Genomic DNA, 15,099 nt, shown 5'->3' with positions numbered 1-15,099 from the left:
GAGTTGAACCTGTGACCTCTTCCAGCACAGGTGAACCATGGTCAGGTTACTACACATCGACTCAAGCGCCCGGCCGGGACGCTCCGGCGAACACGCGCACGGGTCGCACACGCGTCGGCTGTCGGCCCGTTTCGTGAGGCAGTGGCAGGCGCTGCGACCGGGCGATGCCGTCGTTCACCGCGATCTTGCGCTGTCGCCGCCATCGCCTGTCGGAGGCGACTGGGTGCACGCGGCCTTTACCGCGCCGGCGCGACGGGAGCCGTGGATGCACGCAGCGCTTGCCGAGAGCGACGTCCTGGTCGACGAACTGAGTGCTGCCGACCTCATTGTCGTTGGCGTACCGATGTACAACTTCGGCATGCCGTCGACGCTCAAGGCGTGGATAGACAACATCGTTCGCGTCGGGCGAACGTTCGGCTTCGACCGCAGCCGCAAAGGCGAGCCGTACTGGCCGCTGCTCGCCGGCCATGGCAAGCGCTTGGTCCTGCTGAGTTCGCGTGGCGACCACGGCTACGATCCGGGTGGGCGCTTGTGTGCGGACAATCATGTCGAGCGCGGCGTGGAGACGCCGATGCGCTACATCGGCATCGATGCGGTGGAACGCATCGCGATCGAGTACGACGAGTTCGCCGACGAACGACTGCATGCGTCCATTGCGGCGGCCGAGGCCGAGGTGGACGCGCTCGTTGCGCGCCTGGTTGCGCAGACGCAGCGGATGTCCGGGCTCAGGCGCGCCTGAAGTAGAACCCCGCGTAGTGATCGAGCGAGCACTCCGGCTCGAACGGCACGCGCAGGTGGCGCTCCTTGGACTGCCACTGGTCTTCGAGCCGGTAACCCAGGGCCTGCATCTCGGCGACGAACTGGGGCTTGGCCATCACCCGGTACGGCAGCACCGCCTTGCCGATGTTCTGCAACGTCACGTAGCCGCGCCTGGGGTGCACGGGCGTCAGGTTCACGAGCACGTGCGTGGGCGGGGCGGTCAGGCGGCCGAGAAGTTCCGGCAGCGTGTAGTCCAGGTACTGCAATGCGCCGCAGGTGATCAGCACGTCGTGCTCGTTGGCGGCGTCCGGAGCGTCCGCGAAATGCAGCAGGCCGTCGGGATCGTTCTCGCGGGCCCAGCTGCGGCCGGCATCGATGACCGCGGGCACGTCGTGCACGCGCCATTCCATCGTGTGCGGGTAGGTGAGGTAGCGGCGGAAGCCGTAGTACGTCACGCCGATGTGGCCGCCCAGGTCGAAGATGCGGTGCCGGCCTTCGGCCAGCAGGCGCGAAAGCCAGTGGACCATCGGGTAGTCGCTCACGCGGATGCTGCCGTGCCGGTCCATGTACATGCCCGTGGTCGAGGGCTGGTCGTAGCTGGTCGGCAGCGACGGCGCCGCCGCGAGCGCCTGCGCGCGCGAATCGTAGGCGCCGTAATAGGCGTTGCCGCCGTAGTAGGGTCGGTTGAACAGGCGCCGGTAGAGCGGTCGTGCGATCAGGCGTATTCCGGGAAGCTCGGCGGTCTCGATGGCGATGCGTACCAGATTGCGCTTGGCCATCAACATGTCGTGTTGCACAGGCGTTCCCCTCCGATCGTCTCGGACAAGCAAACGCGATGCGCGGGAAAAAGGGGACGCGGCGCCGTCAGCGGGCGCGCAGGGCGTCGATCCGGTCGCGGTAGGCGGCCCGGGTGTCGCCGTCGCTGAGGGCCTGGGCGCGGGCCAGCGAGCGGATCGCCAGCTGCGTGCGGCCCTGTTCCAGATAGGCGTTCGCCAGCGCCGAATGGAAGCGGTGCTCCTCCGGTTGCAGCGCCACCGCACGGCGGTAATGGCGGATCGCGCGCGTGAGATCGCCCGCGTTCTGCGCGTTCACGGCCTGCATGAAATGGTGGAAGGGATCGTTGCGCTGCAGATTGGCCAGGCGCTGGCGGTACTCGCGCTCCAGCGTGCTGTCGCCCGTGCGCGTGGCCAGCCCGGCGAGGTTGAACAGCGCGTTGACGTTGTCCGGATCCAGCGCCAGCGCCTTGCGATATGCCTCTCCGGCGGCGCGCGCATCGCCGCTGCGCAGGTGCACGACGCCGGCGTTGCTCCAGTAGGCCGCGTAGTCGGGGTCCAGTTCCAGCGCGGTGCGGAGCAGCGACTGCGCAGCGGCGTAGTCGCCGGCGGAGAGCCGCTCCACCGCGAGGTTGTTGTAGTAGTGGGCGATCAGGCGCTGTTGCGTGATCGGCTTGGGACGATCGCGCGCGATGATGAGGTCGCCGGCCACGTCGGCGATGTAGCGCCGGCCCTGCACGCGCACGAGCGCATTGACGTGGTTGCTCAGGTAGAGCGTGCCGTCGGCCTGGCGGAAGCCGAGGATCTGTTCGATCTCCTGCGGCGTCGCGTCGATGCCGGCCTCGCGTGCCAGCGCGAGGAAGAGCAGGGTGAAGGTCAGGCAGTTGGCGGTGCGCGATTCGTAGGCCTGCGCGACCGTCAGGTTCGCCGTTTCCCGGTAGGTCATGCCCAACCCTTCGGGGGTGTACATCAGGCTCGACAGGCGCTCCAGCCGCGTCAGCATGCCGGGATTGCCGACCAGCACGTCGCGGTGAACGCGCTCGCGCAGTTCGCCGGGCAGCGCCATGACCTCGCCCGGCGCGACGACCTGGGCGAACGCCCCGCCCATCTGGAGCAGGAGCGCAACCAGCACAGTTGCGACGACCACGCGGCGCATCCGGATGCCTTCGCGGCTAGGGCCGCAGGAACGGCTGCGCGCAGTGTAGTCCCGTGACGCGCTGCGGGATGTGTGCGGGGCGTTCAGCGATGCGCAGGGCAGTTCAGGGCCGCGGCGCTATCCTTCCGCGACGACGATTCGCAGCAGGAGAGCCACATGGCCACCGGTTGGGCAGGTGACGGCGCGGTCCAGGACCAGATCGACGCGACCATCAAGGACGCCATCCAGCGCGCACGCAGCCAGTTGCCGTCGGGCCCCGGCCTGACGCATTGCGAGGACTGCGGCGTCGAGATCCCGCAGGCCCGACGCGACGCCGTGCCCGGCGTGCGGCTGTGCATCGCCTGCCAGGAAGCGCATGACCAGGAGCAGGGCCCGCATAGCGGCTACAACCGCCGCGGGAGCAAGGACAGCCAGTTGCGCTGAGTGCCGCGTGGCGAATGCCCGTCGGGCCTCCGTCGTCCGGGTTCAATCCGGCCGACGCTCTTCCATCAATCCGACCAGGTTTCCGTCCGGGTCGCGCAGGAAGCCGATCCACAGCTCGTGATCGGGCAGCCTCGCGGTGAGTTGCGGCGCGCGTTCCTGCGCCGCGCCGCGTTCCACCAACGCGGCCTGCACCGTCTCGATGTCGTCGATCTTGAAGTACAGCAGCGAGTTGTGCCCGATATCGCCCGCGCCCTGCGACGTGGTCAGCATCAGGCGAACGCCGCCTGCGTCGAGGAACGCCAGATCCGGCCCGGCGTCGAACAGGTGCCTCAATCCCAGCGCATCGCGATAGAACGCGAGCGCCTGCGCGACATCGGCGACGGTGATCGCGATCTGCCCGATGTGCGACAGCCGCGTCGTCATGCGCTAGATCCCCAGCAACGGCGTCGCATGCTCCAGGCGCGTGCGCAGGTGTTCGGCCAGGCGCAGGCTCAGGGCGATGATGGTGAAGGTCGGGAAGGCCCAGCTGCCCGTGGGAAACACCGAGCTGCCGGCGACGTGCAGGTTGTCCACGCCGTGCACCTGGCAATGGCGGTCGACGACGCCCTGCTTGGGATCGTCGGCCATGCGCGTGGTGCCCATGTGGTGCGAGGTGCCGAACACCTGCGGCACGCCGCCGTTCTCCTCCAGCCAGGGCTCGGGCTGGAAGCGACCGTTGCATGCGCGCGAAAGCTCTTCGCCGAACAGCGTGGCCGCGGTGCGGTAGGTGTGGCGGTCCAGTTCGGTCAGGCGCCAGTCGACATTGACCTTGCGCAGCCCGAGCGCGTCGCGCTCCTCGCTCAGGGTGATGCGGCTGTCGTGGTTGGGCACCTGCTCGAAGTAGCCGATCAGGTCCACGCGTTCGGTGCGCACCGTCGGCTTGCGCGTGAGCTTGCGGCCCATCGCCTTGGCGATGTCGCCCGCGTTGAGGCCCGCGCGCAGCGTCAACGCGCGCAGATCCTCGGCCGGTGGCATCGCCTTGGCGATGTAATCCGGTTCGCCATTGCGACGACCGCACACACGCGCCTTGATCGCCCAGTTCTCGTGACGCTGCCGTGCGCGCATCGCAGCGCGCAGGTCACGCAGCGCCTGCAGACCCTCCGGCACCGGCTCTTCGAACGCGAACGGCCGCACGCGCCCGCTCAGGATGCGGTGCCGGCGCTGGGCTTCATCGGACAGGCAGATTTCCGGATGCGCCTGCGGCCGGCCCTTCGGCACGTTGCGGTCGTACGGCCGCGTGACCACGTGCGGCTGCGGACTGAACAAGGTGCCGAGCTTGCCGCTGGGATGGTCCATGAAATAACGGCCGACCAGATCGTACTGGTTGCCCAGCCCGGCCTCGTTGACAGAGCGGGAGGACAGCAGCAGCCGCGCGTTCTCGATGCCGCCGCAGGCAAGCACGTAATGGCCCGCACGCACCGTGCCGCGCCGGCCGTCGAGCGTGCCGATGCGCGCCTGCCGCACCGCCTGCGTGGACGCCACGGCATCCAGCTCGATCAGGTTGGCATGCAGCAGCACGCTGATGTTCTCCGCGCGCTCGAAGGCCTCGCGATAGGCGTGGCCGAAGATCATCGGGCTGGAGGCGAACGTCTTGTGCACCAGCGCGTCGCTTTCGAACGCCAGCGGCTGTCGCGATGACGGCGTGAGGAAGGTGTCCTCGCCGAAGTCGTGCTGTTCCAGCCCGCAGAACGTGCGGGCCTTGCGGTAATGCGGTTCCAGATCGTCGAAGCCGATGGGCCAGCCGCTGTGCGGCACCCAGTCGCGCGGCGCGAGGTTGGCCAGCGGAATGCAGCCGCGCCCCCAATAGTTGCAGGTGCCACCGAAGGCACGCAGGCGCGAGGCACCGGGGTCGAAGTCCGGCTCGCCGATCGAATGGCCTTCCAGCAGCGCCTGGTTGCGTTCATCGGCGGCCAGGCCGCCGCTCTCGACGACGCACACACGTGTCTGCGTGCCGAGGAATGCCCATGCGATCGCCAACCCGGCGGCACCGGCACCGATGATGCAGATATCCGCCTCGATGTCAGCCGGCGAAGCCGCCTTCCTGTAATCGAAAATCAACTGGTTGCCCCTTGGACGTTCGTGCCCGGAGCGAATCGCGCACACCGGGCCATCGTTCAAATCGAACGCAACAGGGGGCAGGAAGGGGACAGGTGGGAAGGTTGAGGCAGGCCGCTTACGCGGCACTGCCGCGTGGCCTGCCGAAAGCCCGGCCATGGATGGCCGGGCCGGGCGATCCGGAGCCGATAGCGTGACGCCATGGACGGCGGCGGTCGAAAACCATCGCAGCGATGCAGAAGCGGCACTGCCGCGTGGCCTGCCGAAAGCCCGGCCATGGATGGCCGGGCCGGGCGGGCGATCCGGAGCCAATGGCGTAATGCCGTGAAAGGCGACGATTCGGGCGCTCATGCCCTCATCCGCCTGCCGGCACCTTCCCCCGCGCAGCGGGAGAAGGGTTGCTCTTCGTCGGGGAAGAGGGCATTCCTCGCCGGCAAGAAACAACAAGAAGAGGCCAGCCCTACGGAGACGGGCGGCCTGCTAGCCCCTCTCCCGCCTGCGGGAGAGGGGTTGGGGTGAGGGCAAACGAAGCGTCCGCCTCACCCCAGCACAAACGTACTAACGCATCACTGCGCCGACAGCGGCAGCGGCTGCGCCAGTCCGCGCGAGATCGCCGTGTCGAGCAGGGCCAGCGTCCGACGCTCGGCCTCGCGGGCGTACTTCTCCTGCTCCTTGCCCAGCGCGTCCATCTGCTTGCCCAGGGCATCCATCGGCTTGCCGGCTTCGTCCATCTGCCGACCCAGCGCCTCCATCGGCGCGGAGTTGCGCTCCATGTTGGCGGACTCGCGGTCGATCACACGGCTCTGTTCATCCATCTTCCGGCCGAGCTCGTCCTGCTGCCGCGCAAGCTCGTCCATGCTTGCCTGGAGGCGATCGCGTTCGGCGCCGTCGACCCGCCACAGCTGCGTGGCGATCTGCGCCTGGCGTTCGGCCAGCGAGCTCTGCTGATCGGCCAGCTGTTCCATGCGGCGCGATGCGGCTTCGATCGCGGCGCTTTCTTCCTCCTTCGGCGCGAGCTTCTCCATCTGCGCGCTGAGCGCCTCCATCCGGTCGCCGTGCACTTCCATCTGCTTGCCCAGCACGTCCATCTGCGCGCCGATGCGGTCGCTGTCGCGCCAGGCATCGCGCACCTGCGCCATCGTCGCCGCATCGGAAACGACGTACGCCTTGCCCGCGCGACGGAACCAGACGAAGTCCGAATTGGTGAGGCTGCGACGCGCGCGTTCGATGTCGGGCAGGTCGTCGGTGGAGCCGCTCATGCGGATGCCGTCGCGGTCCTTGCTCACCAGCGCATAGGCGTCCTCGTTATCGCGATGCGGGCGCAGCGTCAGGTGGCTGGTGGGCGCCGCGGCCGCGGCGGGCTTGGACTGCGGCTGCGCCGCGGTGCGGGTCTGCGGCTGCGCGCGTGCCGCGTTGCTGGCGGCATCGGCGGTGGCCTGTGCGTTCGCGGCGGGCTTGGCGGCCGGATTGATCTGCGCGTGTGCGTAAAGCGCCAGGCACGCGACGGCGACGCCGACCAGCGGCAGTGCGATTCCGCCGCGCACGGCACGCTGGCCGGGACGGACGAGTTGTTCGATGCGGGACATCAGGGAGCCTCCATGAGCGGCTTGTGCGAGGTGGGGCGAGGACGGGGATTCGGCGTGACTGCACGACCAGTCCGCCAGTTCGGACAGCGCCAGCGCGAGACGGCGCGGCTGTCCGGTGACTTCGGCGGCGAGGCGGTCGGCGATGTGCTCGCGTTCGATGCGGATGCGGCGCGATAGCCACCACGTCACCGGGTGGTAGAAGAGCAGGGCTTCGACGAGGTTCTGCAACAGGTTGACGAGGTAGTCGTGGCGCTTGATGTGGGCCAGCTCGTGCGCGAGCAGCGCTTCGATCAGGTCGGCCGGCATGCGCGTGAGCAGTCCTGCCGGCAGCAGCACGACCGGACGCCACCAGCCGGCGGAGACGGGCGAGGCGAGCGAGGCCACCAGTCGCAGCGCGACCGTGCGACGCAGGCCGAAACGAGCGGCCAGCGCATCCAGCCGCGCTTGCCATTCACGCTGCACGGGTTGCTGTTGCGGTGTGCTGCGCAGGCGCTGGATCCACCACAGTCCCGCGCCCATGCGCAACGACAGCGCGCATGCACCGGCGGCCCACGCCATCACGATGGTCGGCAGCGCGGCGTCCAGGCGCGAACTCCAGTCCGGTGCGGTGTCCGCGTTGCCGATGAACGCCATGCCGGCACCCAGCATCGTCGTGCCGTTCGCCGTTTCCGTCGCCGCGGCCGGCACGAGCCAGTGCGCGACCACGTACAGCACCGGCAACGCCGCACACGCCAGCAGCGCCACGCACGCGAGCGCATAACGCGCCTGCGGTCGCGCATCGCGCAGCAGGTGCAGCGCGAACGCGGCGAGCAGCCCGATCAGCGCGCCTTGCCAGAGGAAGTGCAGCAGCGCACGGCCCAGCACCGGGATCAGTGCCACGATTGCGTCAGTCATCGCGATGCTCCGGGTTGTCCTTGAGGAAGCGCTTGATCTCCTCGCGTTCGCGAGCGGTGACGTGCTCGCTCAACGCGGCCATCACCAGCGCCTTGCCGGAACCGGAGAACGCCTTCTGGATCAGCTCGCTCAGCAGGTTGGTCTGCAATGCGTCCTGCGCATGCGCGGCGGCGTAGACGTGCGAGCGCTGGCTTTCGTCGCGCGTGAGCAGCCCCTTGCCGTGCATCACCTGCATCAGGCGAAGCACCGTGGCGTAGGTGGCGTCCGGGCGCTCGGCCAGGCGGGCCTGGTGGACGTCCTTCACCGTGGACGGACCCAAGCGCCAGATCACGCGGAGCAGGTCGAGTTCCGCGGCAGTGGGCTTGGGCGGTTTGGCGGGCTTGCGGCTCATGGCATCCGTCGGTTCGGGCGTGACGGCATGCTGGCTCATCTAGAACGACTTGTCTAGACCGTTTGGTCTATGACGAAAGTCATGGGTATCCGGCGCGTGCAGCGACTAGGATGACCGCGCCGCGCCAGGGGGGCGCCGGGAGGGATGCGATGGCCTCGATCCGCACGTATGCAGCGCAGCCGATCGCCTGGGGCGCGGTCCTCCTCGGCGGGCTCCTCGTCGCATTGGGTGACTTCATCTTCGCCACCACGCTGTGGTTCTCGTGGGATGCGGCCGGGCTGGAGCGCGTCTTCCAGACCATCGCGGTGGGCGTGCTGGGGCAGGCGAGTTTCGATGGCGGTTTGCGCTCCGCGACGCTGGGCGCCGTGCTGCATGTGCTGATGGCGACGGTCTTCGTGCTGATCTACACGCTCGTCGCGCGCCGGAATCCCAAGTTGCTCGCGCGGCCGATCCTGCTGGGCATCGCGTACGGCGTCGTGCTGTACGTGGTGATGAACTTCGTGGTGATGCCCCTGTCGCGCGTGGGGCGCTCGCCTTCGTTCGCGCACCCGGACTGGATTGCCTACAGCGTCCTGGCGCACATGCTGTTCGGCGTGATCTGCGTGCTGTTCGCGCGGCGCGCGCTCCGGCGCGGCTGAGGTCGGCCGGAGGGCGTTGCGTCAGCGCATCGCCGCACGCATGGCGTCCACGTCGAGCTTCTTCATTTTCAGCATCGCCGTCATCGCCTTGTGCGCCTTCACCGGGTCGGGGTCCTTGAGCAGCGCGTTCATTTCCTCCGGCACCACCTGCCACGACACGCCGTAACGGTCCTTGAGCCAACCGCACTGCTGCGCGGCCGGATCGCCGCCGTCGCCAAGGCGCTCCCAGTAATGGTCCACCTCCGCCTGGTCCTTGCAGTTGACGACCAGCGAGACGGCCTCGTTGAACCGGAAATGCGGACCGCCGTTGAGCGCGCTCAGGCGCGAGCCGTCGAGTTCGAAATCGATCACCATCACCGAGCCCTCGGGACGGCCCGACACGCGCGCGCTTTCGGCGTCGTAGCGCATCTCTTCGATCACGCGTGAGTGCGGGAAGATGGCGAGATACTGCTTCACGGCCGCTTCGGCCTGGTCGTCGAACCACAGGAAGGGCGTGATGCGCTGGAAACGGGACATGCGGGTATCTCCTGTTCAGGCGGGAAGGTTGAAAGGTTGTCCGCCATCATCGCGGCCAGTAGGTGAGTGACGAAGCAGCGGCTTTGAAATCGACACGGCCCGTCGCACGCCCGGCCGTCGGTCGGAAGGTGCGGTGCGACCCTTGACGCGAGAGGTCGCTCGCCCGATACAGCAACACCGCACCGTTGCCGAAAGGAACTGGCCATGCTGAAGAAGATCGCCTTCACGATGTACCCGGTGACCGACGTGGCTCGCGCCCGGGCGTTCTACGAGCAGACGCTCGGACTCAAGCATGGCTCGCTGGGCGAGCAGGGCGGTCAGTATTGGATCGAGTACGACCTACCCGGCGGCGGCTGTCTGGCGCTCACCAACGCCACCCAGTCCAAGCCCAGTGAAGCGGCGGGCGGCACGGTGGCGTTCGAGGTGGACGACCTGGACGCGCTCATCGCCGATCTCAAGGGCAAGGGCGTGGCGTTCCGCACCGACATCATCGACACGCCGGTATGCCGCATGGCGGTGTGCGCGGACAGCGAGGGCAATGCGCTGCTGCTGCACCAGCTCAAGCCGAAGTGAGCCGGCCGATGCCTGCACGCACCCAGACCGCTGCTTCCGCAACCGCGCCCACGCGCCGACGCCGCGCGCAGGACGCGGCCGAATCGCCCCAGGTTCGCGCCGATAACGCATTGCGATGGTTGCGCGAGCATGCATCGAAGAAGACGCGCGACGGCTTGGCGCGTTACGCGATTCCAAACGAGAACGCGCTGGGCGTGGCGATGAAGGACATTCAGTCGCTCGCCAAGGAGCTGGGCCGCGATCACGCGTTGGCCTGCGCCTTGTGGGACGCCGGCGTGTATGAGGCGCGGTTGCTCGCGGCCTATGTCGATGATCCGGCGAGTGTCACGGCCGCGCAGATGGATGCCTGGTGCCGCGATTTCGACAACTGGGCCGTATGCGACACGCTGTGCTTCGCGCTGTTCGATCGCACCGCGCACGCGTGGCGAAAAGTGGAGCAGTGGTCGTCGCGCCGCGACGAGATCCAGAAGCGCGCCGCGTTCGCGCTGCTCGCCAGCCTGGCCCTGCACGGTCGCCTCGCGGACGATGCGCAGTATGCGAAGGGCCTGGCGCTGGTCGAGCGCGAAGCCGGCGACGAGCGAAATTTCGTCCGCAAGGGCGTGAGCTGGGCCTTGCGTTCCATCGGCCGCCACGCGGCCAGCCATGCCGATGCGCTTGCCCTCGCGCGCCGACTGGCCGCCAGCGATGACGCAAGCGCGCGATGGATCGGCAAGGACGCCTTGCGGGATCTGGCGAAAACGCGGGTAACGGCGAAGAAGGTCGTGGCTTCCACGCGGCGCCGCAGCGCGGATTGATCGTGATCAAAGGCGCATGCGCGGCGCCTTCCTAGACTTCCCCGCAGCCGCCCATGCGGCCGCGCGCAGGGGTGCTGCGCGCCATCATCGATCAGGGGATCCCAATGAAATCCGCTCTGCTGCTGTCCGGCCTGCTGATGGCCGGAATGTCCTCGCATGCCTTCGCCAATGCGTGTGTGGTGAAGATCACCTCCGACGACGCGATGCGATACGACATCAAGACGGCCACGGTGTCGGCCTCGTGCCCGACCATCACCTTCGAACTGACCCATGCGGGCAAGCTGCCCGTGACGGCGATGGGGCATAACGTCGTCGTCTCGCAGACCGTGCTGTATGACGCGATCGCGCGCGACGGCCTCAAGGCGGGCGCGGCGTCGGGCTATGTAATGACGGGCGATACGCGCGTGATCGCCGCTACCGCGATGATCGGCGGCGGCCAGCAGGCGAAGACCTCCTTCGCCGGTTCGCGTCTCTCGCCCGGTGGCGACTATGCGTTCTACTGCACGTTCCCCGGCCACGCCACGCAGATGCGCGGAAAGCTGCTGGTGGTGAAGTAGCGCATCGACAGCGAGCTGCGCACGTCCTTCCCGGATGACAGGGGAGGGCGCGCGCGGCAGCGTCACGACGCGCCATCGTTGACCGTTCCGTCACGACCCTTTCACCGCGCGAACACGATCATCGGCACGCCCTTCCGGGGAGGTTTGCCAGTCCGACGGGCGTACGCAAAACCTTCCGCCCGGCCGCGATGCGCCGGGGCCGCGCCGTCGCGCCGGAGATCGCGCGGTGAGTTCCGATGGCGTCATGCAGGAGGAGCAGGTTTGGAAGCTTTCATGCACGACGTGATTCGCTTCTACAACGATCTGATCGGTCGCACCACGGGGCCCCTGTCGTTCCGATTCTTCCTTCAGCCGGCCATGGCCCTGCTGATGGCGTTCCGTGATGGCGTCAAGGATGCGAAAACCGGGCGGCGTCCGTACTTCTGGAAGATCCTCAACGATCCCTCCGCGCGAAGCGAATCGCTGCACGAGGGCGTCAAGGCCACCGGCCGCATCCTTCTGCTCGGACTGGTGATGGAAGTGATCTACCAGTACCGCGTCCTGGGCAGCTTCCACGTGCTGGAGGCGGTGAACGTCATCATCGTGCTGTGCTTTGTTCCCTACCTGCTGCTGCGCGGACCGATCAACCGGCTCGTGCGCTGGTGGCGGGCGCGTTCGCACCGGACCGCATGAGGTCGCGCATGAGCCAGACGCCCGGAACGCCCGAGGATCATCCGCTGGTGCGACCGGCGCGTCTGCCGGAAACGCCGCCGCCGCCGATCCCGAGCGTCGACATCTCCACCCCGGACCTCGCCTCGGTGGAGTACTCGCAGCATCGCACCAAGCTGTCGACGCATCGCACGGCGCTGTCGGAGCACCGCACCTCGCTGTCGGAATACCGCACCGACCTGTCCAGCGGCCGCACCGAAATGTCGATGCGGCGCACCGGCATGTCGTTCCAGCGCACGCGCATGAGTGCGGAGCGCACGCTGATGTCGGTGATCCGCACCGCGCTGTCGCTGATCGGCTTCGGTTTCACGATCTTCCAGGTGTTCACCAAGGCGCGCGATGCCGGGCTGCTGAAGATCAGCACCGCCGCGCCCAGCAACTTCGGCTTGGCGCTGGTCGCGCTGGGCGTGGTGCTGCTCATCGTGGGCATCGCGTACCACGTCAATTTCATGCGCGGCCTTCGCGCGCAGCGCAACGCCCTGGTCCACGAGGGGCTGGTGCACGGCGAGAGCGCCTATCCGATTTCCTACACGTTGTTGACGGCCATCGCACTGCTGATGATCGGGCTCTTCGCGATCGTGAGCATGGTGTTCGACGTGGCGGCCGGTTGACTCCAATCCCCCCCAGCAAGGCAAGGAGACGCGTCATGGCAAAGGCGAAGAAGGTGGCCCGGCCCGCGAAAGTGGCCAAGTCCGCCCCGCCGTCGGAGAGAACCGACAAGCAACCGGCGAACGCAGGTGCCAAGGGCGCGAAACCGGGCGCTGGAAAGCGGCCCCCGAACATCCTGGTGATCTGGGGCGACGACATCGGCATCGCCAACCTGAGCTGCTACACGCACGGGTTGATGGGCTACCACACGCCCAACATCGATCGCATCGCCAACGAGGGCATGCGCTTCACCGACTCGTACGGTGAGCAGAGCTGTACCGCTGGTCGCTCGTCGTTCATTACCGGCCAAAGCGTGCATCGCACGGGTCTGTCGAAGGTGGGCATCCCCGGTGCGCCGCAGGGCATGGTGGAGTCGGTGGTCACGATCGCGTCGCTTCTGAAGGATCGTGGTTACGCGACGGGCCAGTTCGGCAAGAACCACCTGGGCGATCTCAACAAGTTCCTGCCCACGCTGCACGGGTTCGACGAGTTCTTCGGCAATCTTTACCACCTCAACGCCGAAGAAGAGCCGGAGATGGACGGCTATCCGAAGGATCCCCGTTATCGCGAGCAGTTCGGCCCGCGCGGCGTGATCCACAGCTGGGCCACCGACAAGGACGATGCGACCACGCATCCGCGCTGGGGAAGGGTGGGCAAGCAGAAGATCAAGGACACCGGCCCGCTGAATCGCAAGCGCATGGAGACCTGCGACGACGAGTTCGTCGAAGCCGCGACGGACTTCATCCGCCGGCAGAACAAGGCCGACAAGCCGTTCTTCGTGTGGCTCAACACCACGCACATGCACTTCATCACCCACACCAAGCCCGAGAGCCTCGGGCAGGCCGGTCAACACCAGTCGCCATACCACGACACGATGATCGACCACGACAAGAACGTGGGCCAGATGCTGGATCTTCTCGACGAACTGGGCCTGGCGGAAGACACCATCGTCATCTATTCCACCGACAACGGCCCGCACATGAACAGCTGGCCGGACGCGGGCATGACGCCGTTCCGCAGCGAGAAGAACACCAACTGGGAAGGCGCCTTCCGCATTCCCGAGCTGATTCGCTGGCCGGGGCGTATTCCTGCGGGTGTCGTGAGCAACGAGATCATCCAGCACCACGACTGGTTGCCGACCCTGCTGGCGGCGGCGGGCGACACGACCTGCGTCGATCGGCTGAAGAAGGGCGCGACCGTCAACGGACGCAAGTACAAGAACCACGTCGACGGCTACAACCTGCTGCCGTACCTGACCGGCGAGGTCGACGAGTCGCCGCGCAAGTGGTTCTTCTACTTCAGCGACGACGGCGACATCCTCGGCATACGCTGGCAAAACTGGAAGATCGTGTTCATGGAACAGCGCTGCAGGGGCACCATGCAGGTGTGGGCCGAGCCGTTCACCGCATTGCGGATGCCGAAGATATTCAACCTTCGCATGGATCCGTACGAGCGCGCGGACGTGACGTCGAACGTGTACTGGGACTGGATGATCCACAACGCCTTCTGGATCTACGGCGCGATGGCGGCCGCCACCAAGTTCATGGAAACGTTCGAGGAGTTCCCGCCCGCGCAGGAGGCGGGCAGTTTCAACCTCGACCAGGCGAAACAGAAGATGGGCGAGATCTCCAGCAAGTCCAGCTGAGCGACGGAGCCGGAAGCAATGGAGCCACTGCCTTCATGGAACGACGGCGCGGCGAAGTCGGCGATCCTCGACTTCGTCGCGCGCACCACCCGCGACGGCGGGCCGGATTTCATTCCGCCCGCCGAGCGCATCGCCGTGTTCGACAACGACGGCACACTGTGGTGCGAGTACCCGTTGCAGGTGCAGGTGTTCTTCGCACTCGCCGAGGTGCGGCGGCTGACGCAGCAGGATCCGGCGTTGCTGGACAAGCCGGCCTTCAAGGCGATGATCGACGGCGATCTGAAGACGCTGACGTCGCTGCCGAAGAAGGACGTGTTCGAGCCGGCGTTCGCCACGCACGCCGGCATGACGGTGGAGGAATTCCACGCCAATGCCTGGCGCTGGCTGCGGCAGGCCGAGCACCCGAAGCTGAGGCGCCAGTTCATCCGCAACACGTACCTGCCGCAGCGCGAGCTGCTCGACCACCTGCGCGCCAACGGCTTCAAGACCTACATCGTGACCGGGGGCGGCGTCGAGTTCGTCCGCGTCGTGGCCGAACAGCTGTACGGCATTCCGCCGGAGCAGGTCGTCGGTTCCAGCACGAAGATGAAGCTGGAGGACGGCGAGGGCGGCATGGCGTTGCGGAAGCTTCCGGAGTTGGGAAGCTTCGACGATCGCGAGGAAAAGGTGGTCAATATCGCCCTGCACATCGGGCGTCGGCCGGTGTTTGCGTTCGGAAATTCCGATGGCGACCTGGCGATGATCCGGTATACGCTTGCCGGGGATGGGCCGCGCATGGCGTGGTATCTGCATCACGACGATGCCGCGCGTGAATTCGCGTACGACCGCGACTTCAAGCTCAGTGCGCTGCGGGAAGGGCTCGACCGCGCGGCCGAACTCGGCATCGGCGTGGTGAGCATGGCGAGGGACTGGAACCGCGTGTTCGCCGACTGAGCCGTCGGCCA

Annotated in this window: 17 protein-coding genes; 10 read left to right on the top strand and 7 right to left on the bottom strand. The window is 67.3% G+C overall.

All coding sequences use genetic code 11. The features are described 5' to 3' along the window. Positions 1-37 precede the first annotated feature (37 nt). Positions 38-739 (top strand): NAD(P)H-dependent oxidoreductase, encoded by a 702-nt coding sequence (locus AAFF32_RS13765; protein ID WP_216966469.1) that lies wholly within the window; start codon positions 38-40, stop codon positions 737-739. Here AAFF32_RS13765 and AAFF32_RS13760 read toward each other — a convergent pair. Further along, positions 726-1,538: a TIGR04325 family methyltransferase gene (locus AAFF32_RS13760; RefSeq protein ID WP_342315502.1), complete on the bottom strand. Its 813-nt coding sequence runs from the start codon at positions 1,536-1,538 to the stop codon at positions 726-728. The two genes, AAFF32_RS13765 and AAFF32_RS13760, sit on opposite strands and share 14 nt — an antisense overlap. Positions 1,539-1,623: 85 nt before the next feature. Then, complete coding sequence (locus tag AAFF32_RS13755) at positions 1,624-2,679, bottom strand: tetratricopeptide repeat protein (protein WP_342315501.1); 1,056 nt, start codon at positions 2,677-2,679, stop codon at positions 1,624-1,626. 165 nt (positions 2,680-2,844) lie between these two features. Between AAFF32_RS13755 and AAFF32_RS13750 the strand changes: the two genes are divergently transcribed. After that, positions 2,845-3,111, top strand: coding sequence for a DksA/TraR family C4-type zinc finger protein (locus AAFF32_RS13750; protein WP_216966463.1), 267 nt, complete (start codon positions 2,845-2,847; stop codon positions 3,109-3,111). A 42-nt stretch (positions 3,112-3,153) separates the two neighbouring features. Here the strand turns inward: AAFF32_RS13750 and AAFF32_RS13745 are convergent, their stop codons facing one another. The 4 genes from AAFF32_RS13745 to AAFF32_RS13730 all read right to left on the bottom strand — a co-directional run bounded on the left by AAFF32_RS13745 (position 3,154) and on the right by AAFF32_RS13730 (position 8,115). Continuing rightward, complete coding sequence (locus AAFF32_RS13745; RefSeq protein ID WP_342315500.1) at positions 3,154-3,534, bottom strand: VOC family protein; 381 nt, start codon at positions 3,532-3,534, stop codon at positions 3,154-3,156. A gap of 3 nt (positions 3,535-3,537) precedes the next feature. Beyond that, positions 3,538-5,208 (bottom strand): FAD-dependent oxidoreductase, encoded by a 1,671-nt coding sequence (locus AAFF32_RS13740; RefSeq protein ID WP_254201100.1) that lies wholly within the window; start codon positions 5,206-5,208, stop codon positions 3,538-3,540. A gap of 563 nt (positions 5,209-5,771) precedes the next feature. Next, complete coding sequence (locus AAFF32_RS13735; protein ID WP_342315499.1) at positions 5,772-7,685, bottom strand: M56 family metallopeptidase; 1,914 nt, start codon at positions 7,683-7,685, stop codon at positions 5,772-5,774. Beyond that, positions 7,678-8,115, bottom strand: a complete 438-nt coding sequence (locus tag AAFF32_RS13730) for a BlaI/MecI/CopY family transcriptional regulator (protein ID WP_342315498.1) — start codon at positions 8,113-8,115, stop codon at positions 7,678-7,680. The genes AAFF32_RS13735 and AAFF32_RS13730 overlap by 8 nt, the downstream gene beginning before the upstream one ends. A 110-nt stretch (positions 8,116-8,225) precedes the next feature. On the opposite strand from AAFF32_RS13730, the gene AAFF32_RS13725 reads away from it, so the two are divergent. Further along, positions 8,226-8,714 (top strand): DUF1440 domain-containing protein, encoded by a 489-nt coding sequence (locus tag AAFF32_RS13725; protein ID WP_216966452.1) that lies wholly within the window; start codon positions 8,226-8,228, stop codon positions 8,712-8,714. 21 nt (positions 8,715-8,735) lie between these two features. Here the strand turns inward: AAFF32_RS13725 and AAFF32_RS13720 are convergent, their stop codons facing one another. After that, on the bottom strand, positions 8,736-9,230 hold the full coding sequence (locus tag AAFF32_RS13720) for a VOC family protein (RefSeq protein WP_342315497.1): 495 nt from the start codon (positions 9,228-9,230) through the stop codon (positions 8,736-8,738). Positions 9,231-9,434: 204 nt separating this feature from the next. On the opposite strand from AAFF32_RS13720, the gene AAFF32_RS13715 reads away from it, so the two are divergent. The 7 genes from AAFF32_RS13715 (at position 9,435) to AAFF32_RS13685 (ending at position 15,088) form a co-directional block, all read left to right on the top strand. Beyond that, the gene (locus AAFF32_RS13715; protein WP_216966448.1) at positions 9,435-9,803 is read left to right on the top strand and encodes a VOC family protein; all 369 of its coding nucleotides are present in this window, start codon (positions 9,435-9,437) and stop codon (positions 9,801-9,803) included. An 8-nt stretch (positions 9,804-9,811) separates the two neighbouring features. After that, the gene (locus AAFF32_RS13710) at positions 9,812-10,597 is read left to right on the top strand and encodes a DNA alkylation repair protein (RefSeq protein WP_342315496.1); all 786 of its coding nucleotides are present in this window, start codon (positions 9,812-9,814) and stop codon (positions 10,595-10,597) included. Positions 10,598-10,701: 104 nt separating this feature from the next. Further along, a complete protein-coding gene (gene azu, locus AAFF32_RS13705) occupies positions 10,702-11,154 on the top strand; it encodes an azurin (RefSeq protein ID WP_216966444.1) in 453 nt (150 codons plus the stop codon). Between the two features lie 273 nt (positions 11,155-11,427). After that, complete coding sequence (locus AAFF32_RS13700) at positions 11,428-11,826, top strand: hypothetical protein (protein WP_342315495.1); 399 nt, start codon at positions 11,428-11,430, stop codon at positions 11,824-11,826. A gap of 8 nt (positions 11,827-11,834) precedes the next feature. After that, positions 11,835-12,473 (top strand): DUF202 domain-containing protein, encoded by a 639-nt coding sequence (locus tag AAFF32_RS13695; protein ID WP_254201097.1) that lies wholly within the window; start codon positions 11,835-11,837, stop codon positions 12,471-12,473. 35 nt (positions 12,474-12,508) lie between these two features. Beyond that, a complete protein-coding gene (locus tag AAFF32_RS13690; RefSeq protein WP_216966440.1) occupies positions 12,509-14,155 on the top strand; it encodes an arylsulfatase in 1,647 nt (548 codons plus the stop codon). An 18-nt stretch (positions 14,156-14,173) separates the two neighbouring features. Beyond that, positions 14,174-15,088: an HAD family hydrolase gene (locus AAFF32_RS13685; protein WP_216966438.1), complete on the top strand. Its 915-nt coding sequence runs from the start codon at positions 14,174-14,176 to the stop codon at positions 15,086-15,088. Positions 15,089-15,099: the final 11 nt, after the last annotated feature.

Origin of the sequence: Lysobacter sp. FW306-1B-D06B (assembly GCF_038446665.1) — a bacterium.
GTDB lineage: Bacteria > Pseudomonadota > Gammaproteobacteria > Xanthomonadales > Xanthomonadaceae > Lysobacter_J.
The sequence above is the reverse complement of the archived record's forward strand: the minus strand, read 5'-3'. Positions and strand labels throughout refer to the sequence as shown.